Source organism: Paraburkholderia sp. RAU6.4a (assembly GCF_050435625.1).
Classification (GTDB): domain Bacteria; phylum Pseudomonadota; class Gammaproteobacteria; order Burkholderiales; family Burkholderiaceae; genus Paraburkholderia; species Paraburkholderia tuberum.
Genome location: NZ_JBNDKQ010000002.1, coordinates 4,139,230 through 4,156,226, shown reverse-complemented (window position 1 = coordinate 4,156,226; position 16,997 = coordinate 4,139,230). Strand labels below are relative to the sequence as shown.

General features: G+C 62.9%; 14 protein-coding genes and 1 pseudogene. 6 read left to right on the top strand and 9 right to left on the bottom strand.

Going from position 1 to position 16,997, the window contains the following annotated elements; translation table 11 throughout:
* Positions 1-24: 24 nt before the first annotated feature.
* From OKW40_RS23960 to OKW40_RS23945, 4 genes are all read left to right on the top strand, one after another.
* Positions 25-2,421, top strand: a complete 2,397-nt coding sequence (locus tag OKW40_RS23960) for a phosphoketolase family protein (protein WP_429491825.1) — start codon at positions 25-27, stop codon at positions 2,419-2,421.
* Positions 2,422-2,454: 33 nt separating this feature from the next.
* Positions 2,455-4,950 carry a glycogen/starch/alpha-glucan phosphorylase gene (locus OKW40_RS23955; RefSeq protein WP_429491823.1) on the top strand — a complete coding sequence of 832 codons (2,496 nt, stop codon included), beginning with the start codon at positions 2,455-2,457 and terminating at the stop codon, positions 4,948-4,950.
* Positions 4,940-7,036: a glycogen debranching protein GlgX gene (gene glgX, locus OKW40_RS23950; protein ID WP_429491821.1), complete on the top strand. Its 2,097-nt coding sequence runs from the start codon at positions 4,940-4,942 to the stop codon at positions 7,034-7,036. The genes OKW40_RS23955 and glgX overlap by 11 nt, the downstream gene beginning before the upstream one ends.
* Positions 7,037-7,152: 116 nt before the next feature.
* A complete protein-coding gene (locus OKW40_RS23945; protein ID WP_090805706.1) occupies positions 7,153-7,620 on the top strand; it encodes a DUF4440 domain-containing protein in 468 nt (155 codons plus the stop codon).
* A 123-nt stretch (positions 7,621-7,743) separates the two neighbouring features.
* On the opposite strand, the gene OKW40_RS23940 is transcribed toward OKW40_RS23945, so the two are convergent.
* From OKW40_RS23940 to OKW40_RS23920, 5 genes are read right to left on the bottom strand one after another with little or no spacing between them, the layout of a single operon-like run.
* Positions 7,744-8,124: a potassium channel family protein gene (locus OKW40_RS23940; RefSeq protein WP_184066878.1), complete on the bottom strand. Its 381-nt coding sequence runs from the start codon at positions 8,122-8,124 to the stop codon at positions 7,744-7,746.
* 52 nt (positions 8,125-8,176) lie between these two features.
* Positions 8,177-9,190, bottom strand: a complete 1,014-nt coding sequence (locus OKW40_RS23935) for a DUF2955 domain-containing protein (protein WP_090804186.1) — start codon at positions 9,188-9,190, stop codon at positions 8,177-8,179.
* Positions 9,191-9,197: 7 nt separating this feature from the next.
* On the bottom strand, positions 9,198-10,334 hold the full coding sequence (locus OKW40_RS23930) for an HlyD family secretion protein (protein ID WP_429491819.1): 1,137 nt from the start codon (positions 10,332-10,334) through the stop codon (positions 9,198-9,200).
* Positions 10,331-11,872, bottom strand: a complete 1,542-nt coding sequence (locus tag OKW40_RS23925; protein ID WP_184066959.1) for a TolC family protein — start codon at positions 11,870-11,872, stop codon at positions 10,331-10,333. Before OKW40_RS23925 ends, OKW40_RS23930 begins: the two co-directional genes overlap by 4 nt.
* Before the next feature lie 29 nt (positions 11,873-11,901).
* Positions 11,902-13,023: an AI-2E family transporter gene (locus OKW40_RS23920; protein WP_429491817.1), complete on the bottom strand. Its 1,122-nt coding sequence runs from the start codon at positions 13,021-13,023 to the stop codon at positions 11,902-11,904.
* A 210-nt stretch (positions 13,024-13,233) separates the two neighbouring features.
* Here OKW40_RS23920 and OKW40_RS23915 point away from each other — a divergent pair, with 210 nt between their 5' ends.
* Positions 13,234-13,509 carry a hypothetical protein gene (locus OKW40_RS23915; RefSeq protein ID WP_429491815.1) on the top strand — a complete coding sequence of 92 codons (276 nt, stop codon included), beginning with the start codon at positions 13,234-13,236 and terminating at the stop codon, positions 13,507-13,509.
* On the opposite strand, the gene OKW40_RS23910 is transcribed toward OKW40_RS23915, so the two are convergent.
* The 4 genes and pseudogenes from OKW40_RS23910 to OKW40_RS23895 form a co-directional block, all read right to left on the bottom strand.
* Positions 13,472-13,873: a GFA family protein gene (locus tag OKW40_RS23910; protein WP_429491813.1), complete on the bottom strand. Its 402-nt coding sequence runs from the start codon at positions 13,871-13,873 to the stop codon at positions 13,472-13,474. The genes OKW40_RS23915 and OKW40_RS23910 overlap by 38 nt on opposite strands.
* Positions 13,874-13,966: 93 nt before the next feature.
* On the bottom strand, positions 13,967-14,395 hold the full coding sequence (locus OKW40_RS23905; protein WP_429491811.1) for a YybH family protein: 429 nt from the start codon (positions 14,393-14,395) through the stop codon (positions 13,967-13,969).
* Between the two features lie 183 nt (positions 14,396-14,578).
* On the bottom strand, positions 14,579-15,511 hold the full coding sequence (locus tag OKW40_RS23900) for a hypothetical protein (RefSeq protein WP_090804177.1): 933 nt from the start codon (positions 15,509-15,511) through the stop codon (positions 14,579-14,581).
* Positions 15,512-15,643: 132 nt separating this feature from the next.
* A pseudogene (locus tag OKW40_RS23895) lies at positions 15,644-15,775 on the bottom strand (tautomerase family protein); the annotation flags it as partial.
* A 354-nt stretch (positions 15,776-16,129) separates the two neighbouring features.
* On the opposite strand from OKW40_RS23895, the gene OKW40_RS23890 reads away from it, so the two are divergent.
* Positions 16,130-16,861 (top strand): GlcG/HbpS family heme-binding protein, encoded by a 732-nt coding sequence (locus OKW40_RS23890; RefSeq protein WP_184066861.1) that lies wholly within the window; start codon positions 16,130-16,132, stop codon positions 16,859-16,861.
* The last annotated feature ends 136 nt before the right edge of the window (positions 16,862-16,997 follow it).

Here is a 16,997-nt window from a genome sequence, read left to right as displayed (position 1 = left end):
GCTGCAAGCACAGGAGACGTCGGTATGGGCAAACATCCCGCGGCGGACGCTTCGCAGCAGACCGCGCTCGGCAGCGACGAACTTCAGCTGATCGATGCGTGGTGGCGCGCATGCAATTATCTTTCGGTCGGCATGATCTATCTGCTGGACAACCCGCTGCTGCGGGAGCCGCTGAAAGTCGAACACGTCAAGTATCGCCTGCTCGGACACTGGGGCGCGAGCCCGGCGTTATCGTTCGTCTGGGCGCATCTGAACCGCGTGATCAAACGCGACGATCTCGACGTCGTCTTCATGGCCGGTCCCGGACACGGCGCACCGGGCGTGCTCGGCCCCACCTATCTGGAAGGCACCTACTCGGAGATCTATCCGGACAAGAGCGCGGATGCCGAGGGCATGCAGAAGTTCTTCAAGCAGTTCTCGTTTCCCGGCCATATCGGTTCGCATGTGACGCCGGAGACGCCCGGGTCCATCCATGAAGGCGGCGAGCTTGGCTACAGCCTGTCGCATGCGTATGGCGCCGTGCTCGACAACCCGGACCTCATCGTGGCCTGCGTGGTCGGCGATGGAGAAGCGGAGACCGGCCCGCTCGCCACCGCGTGGCATTCGAATAAATTCATCAACCCGGCCCGCGACGGCACCGTGCTGCCGATCCTCAATCTGAACGGCTACAAGATCGCCAATCCGACCATCCTGTCGCGCATCAGCAGCAGAGAACTGGAAGCGCTCTTTGTCGGCTATGGCTACACCCCGCATTTCGTCGAAGGATCGGATCACGCGGAAATGCATCGGAAGATGGCGCACACGCTCGATACCGTGCTCGGCGAAATTCGCGCAATTCATCAGCAGGCACGCGCGAACGGCAATCTCGAGCGGCCGCTCTGGCCGATGATCGTGCTGCGCACGCCCAAGGGCTGGAGCGGACCGAAGCAGATCAACGGGCACAAGGTCGAAGGCTCGTGGCGCTCGCATCAGGTGCCTTTTTCCGATGTGCGCAACAACTCCGCGAATCTCGAAGTGCTCGAAGAATGGATGCGCAGCTACCGGCCCGCCGAACTTTTCGATGCCGAGGGCCGGCTGATCCCCGAACTCAAGGCGCTGTCGCCCCAAGGCCCGCGGCGCATGAGCGCCAATCCGCACGCGAACGGCGGCGTGCTGCGCCGCGAACTGAAGCTGCCCGACATCCGCGCGTACGCGGTGGATGTGCTGCACGCGGGCAAGGTGCTGCAGGAGAACACGCGGCCACTCGGCGAATTTCTGCGCGACACGATGCGCGCGAACATGAACACCTTCCGCGTGTTCGGCCCGGACGAAACGGCCTCGAACCGTCTGCAGTCGATCTACGAGGTCAGCAAGAAGGTGTGGATGGCCGAGATGCTCCCCGAGGACGAGGACGGCGGCGAACTGGCGCGCGACGGCCGCGTGATGGAGATGCTGTCCGAACATACGCTGATGGGATGGCTCGAAGGCTATCTGCTGACGGGCCGCCACGGCTTCTTCCATACCTACGAAGCGTTTGCGCACGTGGTGGATTCGATGTTCAACCAGCACGCGAAGTGGCTCGACATCAGCCGCAATCACGTGCCATGGCGCGCGTGGGTGTCGGCGGAAAACATTCTGCTGTCGTCGACCGTGTGGCGGCAGGATCACAACGGCTTTTCGCATCAGGACCCCGGCTTCATCGATCTCGTCACCAACAAGAGCCCCTCGGTCACGCGCGTCTATCTTCCGCCCGACGCGAACACGCTGCTGGTGGTCGCCGACCACTGTCTGCGCACCACCGACTGCATCAACGTGATCGTCGCCGACAAGCAGAAACACCTGCAATTCACCACCATCGACGAAGCCGTCGTGCACTGCGCCAAAGGCATCGGCGTGTGGCGGCGCGCGAGCAACGACGAGGACGCCGAACCGGACGTGGTGATGGCCTCGTGCGGCGACGTCGCCACCCAGGAAGCGCTGGCGGCGACGGCGATCCTGCGCGAACGTCTGCCCGAACTGAAGCTGCGTTTCGTCAACGTGGTCGACCTGTTCAGGATGCAGCCGGCGAGCGAGCACCCGCACGGCTCGACCGAACGCGAATTCGACAGCCTGTTTACGACCAATAAGCCGGTAATCTTCAATTTCCACGGTTACCCGTGGCTGATCCACAAGCTCGCTTATCGCTTTCGCAATCACGAGAATCTGCACGTGCGGGGCTACAAGGAGAAAGGCAACATCAACACGCCGCTCGAACTGGCGATTCTCAATCAGGTGGACCGCTTCCATCTGGTGATCGACGTGCTCGACCGCGTGCCGCGCTTGCAGGGCAGATCCGCGCATCTCAGGGAAGACATGAGGAACGCGATCGTCAGCAACCTGAACTATGCGCATACGCATGGCACGGACCGCGCCGAGATCGTCGACTGGGTCTGGCCCTTCTGAACGTCACGCGCAGCATGCACCGAGGAAAGCATCATGGCCGACGCTCCCACCACGACCTCGCAGCAAAGCGCGGATGCAGCGCGCACCGGCCTGAGCGCCGCCGCGCTGCAACGCGGCGTGCTCGACAATCTGCTGTGCCTGCGGGGCCGCTATCCGGCGATCGCTTCCCCGCATGACTGGTACATGGCGCTCGCGTATAGCGTGCGCGACCGGCTGCTGGCCCGCTGGGCAACCTCCGTACAGACCTACGCCGGAAGCGATGTGCGGGTCGCCTGCTACCTGTCCGCCGAGTTCCTGATCGGCCCGCAACTCGGCAACAACCTCGTCAATCTCGGCATCGAGGCCAACACACGCGAAGCGCTGCGCGCGCTCGGCGTCGACCTCGATATGCTGCTCGAACTCGAGGAAGAGCCGGGGCTCGGCAATGGCGGACTTGGCCGCCTCGCGGCCTGCTATCTGGATTCGCTCGCAAGTTTGGAAATACCGGCCATCGGCTATGGCATCCGCTACGAGTTCGGCATCTTCGACCAGCAGATTCGCGACGGCTGGCAGGTCGAAACCACCGACAAATGGCTGCAAAAGGGCAATCCATGGGAGATCGTGCGCCCGGAGGTTGCGTACTACGTGGGGTTCGGCGGCAGCACCCACAACGAAACCGATGCACGCGGGCACCTGTGCGTGCGCTGGACACCCACACGGCAGGTCAAGGGCGTGGCTTGCGACACGCCGATGCCCGGCTATCACGTCAACACGTGCAACACCTTGCGGCTGTGGAAGAGCGAGGCGGTCGAGTCGTTCGACCTGCAGGACTTCAACGCCGGCGACTATTACGAGGCCGTCAACGAAAAGGTCATCTCCGAGACGCTGTCGAAGGTGCTGTATCCGAACGACGAGCCCGCGATCGGCAAGCGCCTGCGTCTCGCGCAGCAATACTTCTTCGTGTCGTGCTCGCTGCAGGACATGCTGCGCCTGCTCCAAATCAAGGGCGAACCGGTCGGACACTTCGCGCAGTTGTTCAACGTGCAGTTGAACGACACGCATCCGTCGATCGCCGTCGCCGAGCTGATGCGTCTGCTGGTGGACGACAGGCAGGTGCCGTGGGACGAGGCCTGGGACATCACGCGGCGCGCGCTCGCGTACACCAATCACACCCTGCTGCCCGAAGCGCTTGAAACCTGGGGGCTGCCGCTGATGCGCAACCTGCTGCCGCGCCTGCTCGAAATCATCTACGAGATCAACCGCCGCTTCCTCGACGAGGTCCGGCAGCGCTATCCGGGCGACGACGCGCGCATCGAACGCATGTCGCTGATCGACGAGCGCGGTGACAAGCTCGTGCGCATGGCGCATCTGGCGACGGTCGGGAGCCACGCGATCAACGGCGTCGCCGAACTGCATTCCGGGCTGCTCAAGCAGACCGTGCTGCGGGACTTCGCCGAATTGTGGCCCGAGCGCTTTCACAACGTCACGAACGGCGTCACGCCGCGCCGTTTCATGCTGCTTTGCAATCCGGCGCTCGCGCGGCTGCTCGACGAGACCATCGGCGCTGGCTGGGTCACTGATCTCGCGCGACTGCGCAAGCTCGAAGCCTATGCCGACGACGCCACGTTTCAGCAGCAGTGGCGTAGCGTGAAGCAGTCGAACAAGGCCGTGCTCGCCGAGCATATCCGGAGCGTCACGGGCATCGGCGTCGACACCGCCGCGCTGTTCGACGTGCAGGTCAAGCGCATCCACGAATACAAGCGGCAACATCTGAACGCGTTGCTGATCGTCACGCTGTACCGGCGCCTGCTGCGTGATCCGCAGCTCGCGCTGACACCGCGCTGTTTCGTATTCGGCGGCAAGGCGGCGCCCGGCTACGCGACGGCCAAGCTGATCATCCGTTTGATCAACGGCATCGCCGAAGTCGTGAATAACGACCCGATGGTGAACGGGCGGCTGAAAGTCGTGTTCTATCCGGACTTCAATGTGAAGAACGCGCACTTCATCTACCCTGCCGCCGACCTGTCCGAGCAGATTTCGACGGCCGGCAAGGAAGCATCGGGCACCGGCAACATGAAGTTCATGATGAACGGCGCGTTGACGATCGGCACGCTCGACGGCGCCAACGTCGAAATCCGCGAAGAGGTCGGCGACGAAAACTTCTTCCTGTTCGGCCTGAGCGCCGACGAAGTGGAACGTGTGAAGCGCGCGGGTTATCGCCCCGCGGACTATGTGAAGGATGACGCGGAACTGAGCGAAGTGCTGCAACTGATCGCCGACGGTCATTTCTCGCGAGGAGACCGCGAGATGTTCCGCCCGCTGATCGACAATCTGACGCACGCGGACCCGTTTCTCGTGCTCGCCGACTATGCCGCCTACGTGGCGTGTCAGGACGACGTGAGCGCCGCCTGGCAGGACACGCGGCGCTGGACCCGGATGTCGATCCTGAACACCGCGCGCTCGGGCAAGTTCTCTTCCGACCGCGCCATCGGCGAATACTGCGACAAGATCTGGAAGATCCGCCCGATGAGGATCACCCTTGATCAATGACCCTGAAACGGGATCGGTGCGTGCTCATGCGGTTCGCTCCGGGTCGCGGTTTCCCGTGGGCGCGTCGGCGGTGCCCGGCGGCATTAATTTCTGCATCTTCTGCCGTCACGCGACGCGCGTCGAGCTGTTGCTGTACGACGCGGCTGACAGCCCCGAGCCGTTCCAGATCATCACGCTCGCCGCCGCTTGCAACCGCACCTTCTACTACTGGCACGTGATGGTCGAAGCGCTGCCGTTCGGCACCTACTACACGTGGCGGGCGGACGGTCCGCGCGATACGCGCTCTAGCGGCCACGCGTTCGACCCCGACCGCGAACTCCTCGACCCGTATGCCCGCGCGGTCAGCGACGTGCTGTGGACGCGGCCTGCGGTCGGCCAGCCGAATCCGGACGGGCACAAAACCCACCGCGCGATCGTGACGGAACCCCTGCCCTCGCCCCTTGGGCGTATCTCGCGCGGACTCGACGACGCGATCATCTACGAGCTGCATGTCGGCGGCTTTACACGTGATCCGTCGAGCGGCGTGCAGCATCCCGGTACCTTCGCCGGCCTGATCGAAAAGATTCCGTACCTGACGCAGCTTGGCGTGACCCACGTCGAGCTGCTGCCGGTGATGGCCTTCGACGAACAGGACGTTCCGCCCGCCACGGCGGCCCTCGGCCTGAGCAACTACTGGGGTTACAGCACGCATAGCTATTACAGCCCGCATCCTCGCTACTGCCGCGATCCCGCGCGCGCGCCCCAGGAGTTTCGCGCGCTGACCGACGCCATGCACGCCGCGGGCATCGCCGTGCTGCTCGACGTCGTGTTCAACCATACGGCCGAAGCGGGCGAGACGGGCCCCGTCATCAACTTCAAGGGGCTCGTCAATGATATCTTCTATCACCTCGACGCGGCCGACCGGCGCCGCTACCGGGACTACACCGGCTGCGGCAACACGATCAATTGCAACCATCCACTGGTGACGACGTTCATCGTGCGCTGCCTCGAATACTGGGTGGAAGAACTCGGCGTCGATGGCTTCCGGTTCGATCTGGCGAGTATCTTCGCGCGCGACCAGCGCGGCGAGCTGATGGCCGATCCACCGCTGCCTTGGGCGATCGAGTCTTCGCGTGTGCTGTCGCGCGTTCCATTGATCGCGGAGGCGTGGGACGCCGCCGGCATGTATCAGGTCGGCGCCTTTCCCGGCATGGCGTGGGCCGAGTGGAACGGCCGCTATCGGGACGTGATTCGCCGTTTCGTGCGCGGCGACCCGGGGCTCATCGGGGCGGTCGCGACCTGCATCGCGGGCAGCTCGGACCTCTATGCGGACGACGGCAGGCTGCCCAACAACAGCGTCAACTTCGTGACGTGCCACGACGGCTTCACGCTGATCGATCTCGTCAGCTACGAATCGAAGCACAACGAAGCCAACGGCGACGAGAATCGCGACGGCAGTTCCGACAACCTGTCGTGGAACTGTGGCGCCGAGGGCGAGACCGGCGACGCCGGGATTCTCGGTCTGCGATACCGCCAGGCGCGCAACGTGATGGCCATCCTGTTCCTCAGTCTGGGTGTGCCGATGACGCTCGCCGGCGACGAGGTGCTGCGCAGCCAGCGCGGCAACAACAACGCCTATTGTCAGGACAACTCGCTCAGTTGGTTCGACTGGACACCCACTGAAGCCGGCTCGGCCATGTCGCGCTTCGTGCGCGAGCTGATCGCGATGCGCAAGCGCCACGCAAGTTTGCGGCGGCGGTATTTCCTGACCGGCCGGCCCTCGCCGGGGCAGACTCGGCCGGATGCGGCATGGCACGGCGAGCGCCTGAACGAGCCGGGCTGGCACAATCCAGGCGCGCGGCTTCTCGCCGTCACGCTGGGCGGCGAAGAGCCTGGCGAGCCGGCACTGCACGCGGTGTTCAACATGGACGATTGCGCCCGCACGGTCCAGTTGCCCGCGTCCGACGGGCGGCACTGGCGGCGTATCGTCGATACCGCGCGCGACAGTCCGCATGACATCGTGCAAGCGGCGCAACAGGGCATTGTCGAAAGCGATCAATTTCGCGTGGAGGCACGCAGTGTCGTGGTTCTGGAAGAAGCGAGCTGAACCGACGCAAATAACCCGGGTTGTTGTCCTCTAATGTCGATGCTGTGGCGGATATGCCGTGCGCAGTTTCGATTTACTGGCGGAACAATCCACCGGCAACGATCGCGGAGGGCATCATGAGAATCAGCGTAGACGGGCCGTCCGTCGTCTTTGCGATGGTTGCGGTCGTGGCCCATGGCAGCGCATTCGCGAGGTCCGAAGCCTGCCATCCCACCTCCGAAAAGCAGATTTCCGCACTGTTCGATCGCTGGAACGACTCGCTGAAAACCGGCGACCCGCAGAAGGTCGTGGCGAACTACGCGCCGAACTCGATCCTGCTGCCGACCGTCTCGAACAAGCCGCGTTTGACCGCCGACGAAAAACTCGACTATTTCAAACACTTCCTCGAAAACAAACCGGTCGGCACGATCGACTTCCGCGACATCATGATCGAATGCAACACGGCGATCGACTCGGGGCTCTACACCTTCAAGTTCGCGGACGGCTCGGTCGTCAAGGCGCGCTATACGTTCACCTACGCGTGGAATGGGCACAAGTGGCTGATTACCAGCCATCATTCGTCGAAAATGCCGGAAGGCAATTAGCCGATGTGGTTTAGAAAAAGTCAGGCTGGGACTTGAACCTCATTCACGAATGACCTGAATACGTCCCGCCTTGACTGCCGCCTTCAATACCGTCCAGTCCGCCTCATTCTGTTCCGCGCCTCGCTATCCCGTCCTTTCCGCCCGATGCGCGGCCTCCTGCACACCTCGTACAGCCGCGGCCACGATCAAGCCGGTGAATACCACGCCGATCAGCCCGAGGCATGCGGCGTCGATCCGGCCGAACGCCGAAGTGGGCACGACATCGCCGTACCCGATGGTGAGCGCCGTGATCGCGCAGAAGTACACGGTTTCACCCAACGGCGACGGTGTCCGGTTCGCTGTCTCGACGGGCGCGCCCCAGTAGTCCATGCCAATCGTCAGCAAGACGAACAGTAGAAGCAGACCGATCAGAATCGCTCTCAGATACCACAGGGTTATCGCCATTTCCTTCAGAATCTCACTAGCCCGAGGACGGACCGCGCCATCGCCTGTCGCATTTCCCATTGCACGCTCCTGTTGCGATCACCGGATCGGCTTTGCAGCATGCCGCACCGCCTCACTCCGCACGGCGGTGCTGCTCGAAAAGCAGAAGCATCAAATACGCATAGGCCGTTACGGCCAGAAAGAGCCCCATTCGCACGGCAAACGCGGTGTAGACATCCTTGCCCGCCACGCTGTCCTGCACCGATTGCCCGAGCAGAATGATCATCGTCACGAGACTGTTCAGCCAGAAGCCCGGCGAACAACGCGTGGGTTGCAGGCCGTACAGCTTGCGTCCCACCAGCAGGCCGAACAACAGCATCCACAGAAAGAACATCCACAGATGCACGAACAGCCTCAGCGCAAACCAGAACGCGATGGCGAGCAGACCGCCGAGCAGCGTCGAGCCGATCAGATCGCGTGCGGCGCCGCGGGCCGAGGTCGTGCAGGTTTGTCTGCCGAGGCTGACGGACTTCATGATGATCGGCATGTAGTTCGCCGGGTCGGTCATCGCGAGCAGATAGGCCGGCATGACGACGAGCGCGGCACGCAGCGCGATATAGGCCGCCTCGTCTTCCGCCATCGCTGCCGCGGCGGGCTGTTCTCGCGCGCCCATGCTTTCAGGAAACAATCTGTGCGCCAGCGTCGACGCCAGCACGGCAAGCAGAAGTCCCTTCGCCAGCGCGCCGACGACCGTCAGGGCCAGTTCGAAGTCGGCCGTGCCCGCGGCGGAAATCATCGTCAGTCCCGCGACCAGAAAAGTCGCGACGAGATTGTTGCCGCCACGCAGCCCGTAACGAAACGCGAAGAACAGCATGAGGCCGACGATCATGATGCCGGCCAACGCATAGTGACGAAGCAACGGAACGAGGAGCAGGCCGCTGCCGGTGGTCGACGCCACGACCAGCGAAAGAATCACGCCGGCCTTCAACGATAGCGGGCGATTCTGCGTGGCCAGCAGAAAAACCGTGAATACCGGCGCGACGACGGGTATCGGGAAATCGAGTCCAAAGCTGACGGCAAGAGCGATTGCCGTTCCGATGGCCACACGTATCGCGCGATAACCGAGGCGCTGGGTCACGGGTTGCATGGGCTTCTCAATAGACGTAGGAGAGCCAGCTCATCAGCCGGATGAACGCGTGTCCCAGCGGATTGAGCGGATTGCCCTGGGTCGGAAACGCCATCACTTCGGCCTGCCCGCCCACCCGCAGATTGCGCAGACGCGCGCGCTCGCTGTCGTCGAATTCGACGATTACCGGGAAACGCTGCGCGGGACGCAGCCAGTCGCGGCTATTCTGCACGGTGGGCAGGCTGCCCGCCGGCGTGCTCTGCCCCACACTCACGCCATAGCCGATACTGCGAACCCGCCCGCCGAACACTTCGCCGGGCAGCACGTCCAATGCGATCTCGACGCGCGTGCCGGGTTTGAGATGGCCCAGATTGTTCTCCGTCATGTCGGCGCTGACCCACACGTCGCGGATCGCGATCAGCGTCATGACCGGATTGCCCGCCGCGGCGAACTGACCGACTTCCGTGCGCAGATCGGTCACGACGCCGCTCGAGCGGGCTCTGATCCGCGCGTTGGCGAGATCGAGTTCGGCCTTCTCCAGCGCGCCAGCGGCGCTGCGCAACTGCGCATTCTCCGCCTCGCTTCCGCCCTGCTGCTCCCGCGCCCGCTCGACTTCGGCACGGGCCCCGTCGACCTGGCTTAGCGCCTGTTCATGCGTCGCCCGCGCGACCTCGAGGCGTCGCAGGGAGACGGTGCCCTCGTCTTCACGATAGAGCCGCTCGAGACGGTCGCTGTCCTGGCGCGCCTTGACCTCGTTCGCGATGGCGGCCCGCAACGCCGCGACTGCCGACTCGATGCCGGCCGTGCTGGCACCGAGCTGCCGGCGCGTGGACTCCAGATCGGCGCGGGCGCGGTCAGCGGCAATGCGGTAGGGCTCGCTATCGACTTCGAACAGCACGTCCCCCGCGTTGACATCCTGGTTGTTATGGACGAACACCCGCGTCACGCGTCCCGACACCTCGGCGGCGACGGGCACGACATAGGCCTGAATCCGCGCCTGCTGCGTATACGGCGTGAAGCGGTCGGCGAGCAGATACCAGATCAGGCTCAGCACGATCAGACTGACGACCCATTTGACCGCCCTGCCCGAAGGGTCGGCGGCAGGCGTCGACGACTTCGGCGGGGCGGCGGTTCGAGGCTCGCGGGTATCCTGGGTATCGCTCATCGTGACGCCCCTTCGGCTTGCCCCGGCGTACCGGAAGACGGCGCCGTCTGGTCGAGCAGGTCGCCCCAATCGGTGCGTTGCCGCATCTGCGCGCGCGTCGCCGCGTCGACGAGCGGCTGTTCGGTTTCCCAGCCGCCTCCGAGCGCCTTGTAAAGCGCGATCACACTGCCGAGCGCATTGCTGCGATTGACCACGTACGCGTCCTGCTGCGCGAACAGCGCGCGCTGCGCATCGAGGACCCGCTGGAAGTCCGAATACCCTTCCCGATAGATCGTATTGGCGAGCGTCAGCGAGCGCCGCGCCGCGCCCTGCGCGTCATTCAGAATGGTGTCGCGCTGCAAGGCGGCGAGCAGCGCCGTCGCGGCGTCGTCGGCCTCGCGCGCCGCCTCGCGCACCGTGTTCTGATAAGCGAGCGTCAACTCTTGCAGCCGTGCGTCCTGGACGCGCACGTTGTTCGTGATCCTGCCGTAATCGAACACGTTCCACGTCACGCTCGGGCCCGCGGCAAAGAGCAGTGTGCTCGGTGCGCCCGCGAGCGAACTGGCGGTCCACGTCAGCGTGCCGAGCAACGATACCGACGGGTACAGATCCGCTTTTGCCACGCCGATGAGCGCCGACTGCGAAGCCATCTGATACTCGGCCGCGCGAACGTCAGGGCGGCGCAACAGCAGATCGGCCGGCACGTCCTGCAGCACCGCATGATCCACCAGCGGCACCACGCCTTCCTTGCCCGACTGCACGTCGAGTTCCGGCAGCGGACCCGGCGCTCGCCCGATCAGCACCGACAGCGCATGACGCGCAAGCACGATCTGGCTTTCGAGATCGGGGATGCTGCTCAGCGTCCCAAGGTACTGCGTCTTCGCCTGCTGGAAGTCGAGTTCGTCGGATTCGCCAGCCTTGAAGAGCTTTTGAGCGATGTCGTAGCTGCGTTTTTGCAACTGGGCGTTCTCGCGAGCGATACGTAGCCGCGCCTGCGCGACCCGCAGCGTGAAATACGTATCCGCGACCTGCGCGTGCAACAGAACCAGCGCATCGTCGCGGTTGGCTTGCGCGGCGAAGAACCCGGCGTCGGCCGATTCGATCGCGCGGCTGAAGCGTCCCCAGAAATCGAGTTCCCAGCCGATGCTGAAGCCCGCGCCGTACTGCACGAAGGCGCCCGAGCGCGGATTGGAACCATCCGAGCGCTTGCGCGCCGAAGCCAGTACATCGGCACTCGCCTGCTGCACCTGCGGATAGCGTCCCGCGAGCGCGATGCCGAGCTGTGCGCGCGCCTCGAGCACGCGTAGTCCGGCGATTTTCAGGTCGCCGTTGTTCGCGTCGGCTTCGGCGATCAGACGTTCGAGATTCCTATCGTCGAAGATCAGCCACCACTGGCGCACATCGGGCTGTGCACCCTGTTGCGTGACCCGCGTGATCGATTCGCTACTCCAGTGCTCGCTCCACGCTTCATGCTGCGGCTTGAAGTCCGGGCCCACCCGCATGCATCCGCTCAGGCCAACCGCCGCCCCGAACAGCACTGCGATCCCGTACGGACGCATCAACGGTGACACGGAGCCATCCTCGAGCTTCAGGTCTGCTTCTGTTCGTGGGTCTGCGTGGGTTGCGTGGGTTGCCTGGGTTGAGGCTGGTCTCGGACCCAGCGCCAGAACAGCTGATAACCGACGGCCAGCATCACGGGCCCAACGAATAGCCCGATGACGCCTCCCGTCACCATGCCGCCGAGCGCTCCGATCAGCACGACGGGCATCGGCACCGCGACGCCACGGCCCAGCATCAATGGCTTGAGCACGTTGTCGGCGAGGCCCGCGACGAACACGTAAACCGAGAAGATGATGTTTGCGGTGCTCACGCCGTCCGTGACGATCACGAAGGCGATCACCGGAATGGTGATCAGCGTGGCCGGCAATTGCATGATGCCGAGCAGCAGCACGGCCAGCGCGAGCAACCCCGCGCCGGGTATCCCCTTCACGACGAAGCCGATGCCGATCAGCAGCATCTGGATAAACGCGATGCCCACTACCCCCTGGGCCACCGCGCGAATCGTCGCCGTGCACAAGTCGGCGATCTGAGCGCCGTTCTCGGGCCCCGAGATGCGCGAGGCGATCTGCACCGCGCTGTGATAGCCCTTCTCACCGTGGGCCATCAGGATGCCTGCGACGATCAGCGCGACGAAAAATATCACCAGGCCGGCACCGAGACCCGTCACCGTTGCAAGCACAGCGAGCCCGGCCTCCTTCAACTGCGGGGCGAATTTATGCGCAAGACCGGTCAGGTCCGTCGATGCCTGTTGCCAGAAGTCGTACACACGCTGGCCGACCAGCGGCCAACTCGCCACCGAGTCCGCGGGAGGCGGAATCCGGAAGCTACCGCTCCTGGCAATGGCTATCGATTTCTCGACCGAATCGGCTACCGCAAGACCCAGCGCATACGTTGGCACCAGAATCACGACAAGCGCGACAAGGACGATCAGCGTGGCGATCAGGCCATCCTTGCCGCCGAGCATGGAGCGAAGCAGGACCTGCAGCGGATAGAGCGTGATCGCAAGAATCACCGACCAGGCCATCAGGTTAAGAAACGGCGCGAAGATCCGAAAACAGAATACGGCCAGGACCGCGATGAGTCCGGCGCGGATCAGGACGTCGAGCATCTCTCGGGATGGAGTCCGTTGGGGAATCGGTGTGAGCAGCATAAGTTGTTCTCCCGCCAGGTCGCGTCGCGGTTCGGCGGCGACACCGTGATAGGCCTGCAATCGCGAAAACTCAAACCCACTGGAACGTTCTTGACGCCAATACCAAGGCCTGCCTGCAATTCCGGCATTTTAGGAAGAGGATCGCGCCGGCTTTGTCGTCGACAGAACGCGGCGTTTCACTACTATTGAACCCGCGCCTGAAATATTCAATTGGACTTTGGTCTCATAGACCTCGAGCCGTCCGGAGCTCAGCCCGCCGAGCCGCCGCTCACTGCCGGAATCCTGTATCCCACCGATGCGCCGGCCACGCCGCACGCCTTGGGCGACGTCACCCAGACCGTCGCGGCCGGCGCGCCGATAGCAGGCCATCACCTGCCGCTGATCGTGCTGTCGCACGGCGGCGGCTGGTACGGCGCCTTTCGAGTCGATGTTGCGATAGGAAGGAGACTCACCCGAATTCGTCGTGTTGCGGCAATTGGTCAGTGATCGAACACCACGGTGCCTTTGAACCCACGAAAATGTGGGCAGTGGGAGACATGGCGGGCGAGTCCGTGAGTGTTCCCAGCGTGACGTGAACGTATTGCCCCTGACGAACCACCGAGAACATCAGGCTTCCACATATTTTGCAGCGCACATCATGCGACGCTCGTGCATCGCCGAACATCAAAAGGCTGTCTTCGCCCCGCGTGATGCGCAGCTTGTCGCGCTCGATTCCCGCGAAGGGTTTGAACGCCGAGCCGGTCGCGCGCCGGCAGTTTGAACAGTGGCAGTTCAACGCATAGACGAATTCGTCTCTTACCGAGTAATGGACGGCACCGCAAAGGCATCGGCCGGCAAGCAATGGTGTCATGGCTGCTTTTAAACTGAAGGTACGTTGCAAATTGGAAAGTCACGCAGCCGTGATTATTCGCGAGCCGACGCGCGATGTCGAACCGCCAGACCGCTAGCGCCTGAAAATGACCTGCGCCGTGCCGACCTCGATCGGAGAGGAGGTGTGCTGGTGGACAATTTTCCATCCGTCGGCCTGCTGCCTCAGCGTCATGGTCAGGCGATTGTCCATGGAGCGCAGTTCCAATCCGTCGGCGTCGACGGCTTTATATGTCGCGAAGGCGTGAACGACGGCGAGGTCCGCGGCGACGATCGTTTGCGCCGCGCTGAAATCGACTATCACACGTTCCGTACCCAGCGAACCGAACCAGCCCTCCACCATGGCGCGCCACGATGCGATGCCGTGGTACGACCATGTCCCCCACATGTCGAAGACCACCGCATCGCGGTCGTATAGCGCAACGAACGCGTCCACGTCTTTTGCCAATACCGCGGCTTTGTAGCCTTCCAGGACTTGCAGGATCGGATTGTCGAGTCGGTTCACGGTGTGCTCCCAGGTCGGATGACGATGGCGGCCAGACCTGGCGCAAAACGGCAGATCCAAGGTTCCTGGCCAATTGTCTTACCAGGTAACGACGATCGACGCACCATCGGATCGACATTCCCCCGAAAAAACCTTCAACACGATATTGCGTTGCATTGATCAGATCCCCGCCCGCTGCGCGGATCACTGGGCGATCTGCTGACGTTGATACTCGTCGTGCTTCATTTGCATATAGTCGGCGCGGCTGACCTCGTGCAGTTGCCGCGGATACTGCTCGGTCGCATCGAACCAGTCAGCGAGGCGTTTGTCGAGGCGGGCGTTGGGCGGGCTGGAAAGCGCGCCAAGATAGGCATCGATGGCGAGGTAGTAGCGCATCGTATTGCGTTCGACCAGGCCGCGCACGCCGCCGATGTATTGCGGCTCGCTCGTCGACGAATCGGGCGTAGCGGAAAAGCCGACCTTGTCGCTGCCGATCGTCGCCAGGTAGGTTTTCATGGCAATCCGTCCCGCCGTGCCATATCCGTACGCGTAGGTCAGGTGAATAAACGTGCGGTTATCGCCCACCGGTATCGCTTCCAGCACGATACGGTAGTCTTTCGTGCTCAGCGGACCCTTGGCGGCAGTGAGCTCGACGCGAAAATAATCAGGGGTGCTCGCTACCGCACGAAAGTTGAATTGCACGCGGTACGACGACGAAAGCGATTCCTCGGTTTTCTTGCCGATGTTCACGGTGAGGATCGTACCGCTGTCGCTGGTCGACGCATGGCAGTATTTGGTGTTCAGATGCAGGATCAGCACGTCGCACCAGTTGGCCGGGCCCTGAGTCGGGTCGTTGAGCGCGCCGCTGACCACCGCGAAAGGATAGTTGAGCACCCCGTAAATATCGCCCTTGAGCGCCGACGGCAACTCCTGCGATTCGAGGTACAGCGGTCGCTGAAACTGGTTGTGCGCGAGTTGCTGCGTCAGACTTTGATATTTCGCGTGCAGGCGAGCGGCGCCGTCGTCCGCTTGCGCGACGACGCTCTGGCATAAGAAACAGAACACCGTCGTGATCAAGACAATCCACCACGGTCGCGTCCGCCGATTACCTGCCGGGGATGTCGCAAGCCTGCTCATGGTCCTCCTCCTACTTTGGCTCAGGTCGTGGCGCAACGGAGGCGGATCCGATCCTGGCGCCCTCGTGGTTCCGGCATATCGCCGACGTCATACGGCCATGCGCAAATACAGGCCGCGGAACCCGGACCCTCATCGCTCGCCTACGCTGATTCGCCTGACGTCCACCGACATCATCCGAGCATAGGTCTCACTCATTTTCGCCGCGAGCAGTCTTTTGCTCTCGACAGAGTAGTGATCGTTTACATCAAGCTGTAGATAAGGCATTGCGTCGATCTCCAATGAGAGTGTTGCGCACGCGCCAACTATATGCCGCGCCATCCAATCGATCAAAACCGTCGCCGCACCACGCTCTGGCGAGCCGATCGTCGCTCGCGTCCGTAGCAGTGTCGAACGCCAGGCAGGCATGGCTGACGGGCACTCTGTTTTGGCCAATTGCCCTTGCATAATGGTCTTCACTATTTACACGAAGTCCCAGATCAATGAGATACGTTCGCTGCCGGGAACTCGCCACCGACATTCAACAGCGATGAGTCGTTTATTTCATTGGCTGTCCTATTGTTTGTTCGCGTTCTCGCCCACAGCGTGCCTGCTGTCAAATCGATCGTCAGGAGAATCGTCATGCGTAAGATGCTTACCGTCGCTGTCGCAGCGTTTTGTATTGCGTCCTTTTCGCACGAAAGTCGTGCCTCTGGCGATGATGATGTCCCACAAGCCCGATGCACGCTACCTCAAGGTACGGTCGCATTGGTGGAAAAGCAGTTGCATACGGTCGTGAACCTGTCCGATGCGAACGGCGGGATCTTCAAGCCTAACCGGATGTGGGCGGCCATTGTCGATCGGCAGGGGCATCTGTGTTCGGTGATCGTGACCGGCGACGCCTGGCCCGGTAGCCGGGCCATTGCAATCGCGAAGGCTTATACCGCGAACGGTTTCAGCAACGACGCACTCGCCCTATCGACGGCAAATCTCTACGCGGCCGCCCAGCCGGGCGGCTCCCTTTACGGCCTGAATAATTCGAATCCTTTTGACGCGCGCTTCCTCGAACAGGGCAGCGGCATCGGACACACGCTTGGCGGCGTCATTACCTTCGGCGGCGGCGTCGCGCTTTATGCAGCAGGGAAAGTCATTGGAGGATTGGGTGTGAGCGGCGATAGCGCCTGCGCCGATCATGCGATCGCCTATCGCATGCGCAAACTCGCGGGGCTCGGCACTGTACCCGCCGGCCAAGGCCCGAACAACACGGATAACATCGTCTATTCAACGAGCGGATCTCCGATCGGCTTTGAGCATCCTCATTGCTTCCCGAGCGACCTGAGCGCCGATAAGATCGAGCAGATACCTTCGCACTGACCGGCTTCGAACGGTTGGCCGGCGACACCCACTGACGACGGCAATCATCGACCCGTGGCATCGGGCTTCCGGACAACGTATCGGAAGCCCGCGTAGCGTCTCGGACAGTCGGATCTGGAGTGCGTTCGTACCCGCA

Coding starts and splice junctions, on each gene's coding strand:
- OKW40_RS23935 (WP_090804186.1), bottom strand. CDS start 9,190: ATGCAACCCGTGACCCAGCGCCTCGGTTATCGCGCGATACGTGTGGCC.
- OKW40_RS23890 (WP_184066861.1), top strand. CDS start 16,130: ATGCGTAAGATGCTTACCGTCGCTGTCGCAGCGTTTTGTATTGCGTCC.
- OKW40_RS23930 (WP_429491819.1), bottom strand. CDS start 10,334: ATGAGCGATACCCAGGATACCCGCGAGCCTCGAACCGCCGCCCCGCCG.
- OKW40_RS23955 (WP_429491823.1), top strand. CDS start 2,455: ATGGCCGACGCTCCCACCACGACCTCGCAGCAAAGCGCGGATGCAGCG.
- OKW40_RS23900 (WP_090804177.1), bottom strand. CDS start 15,511: ATGAGCAGGCTTGCGACATCCCCGGCAGGTAATCGGCGGACGCGACCG.
- OKW40_RS23925 (WP_184066959.1), bottom strand. CDS start 11,872: ATGCGTCCGTACGGGATCGCAGTGCTGTTCGGGGCGGCGGTTGGCCTG.
- OKW40_RS23910 (WP_429491813.1), bottom strand. CDS start 13,873: ATGACACCATTGCTTGCCGGCCGATGCCTTTGCGGTGCCGTCCATTAC.
- OKW40_RS23940 (WP_184066878.1), bottom strand. CDS start 8,124: ATGGGAAATGCGACAGGCGATGGCGCGGTCCGTCCTCGGGCTAGTGAG.
- OKW40_RS23945 (WP_090805706.1), top strand. CDS start 7,153: ATGAGAATCAGCGTAGACGGGCCGTCCGTCGTCTTTGCGATGGTTGCG.
- OKW40_RS23960 (WP_429491825.1), top strand. CDS start 25: ATGGGCAAACATCCCGCGGCGGACGCTTCGCAGCAGACCGCGCTCGGC.
- OKW40_RS23920 (WP_429491817.1), bottom strand. CDS start 13,023: ATGCTGCTCACACCGATTCCCCAACGGACTCCATCCCGAGAGATGCTC.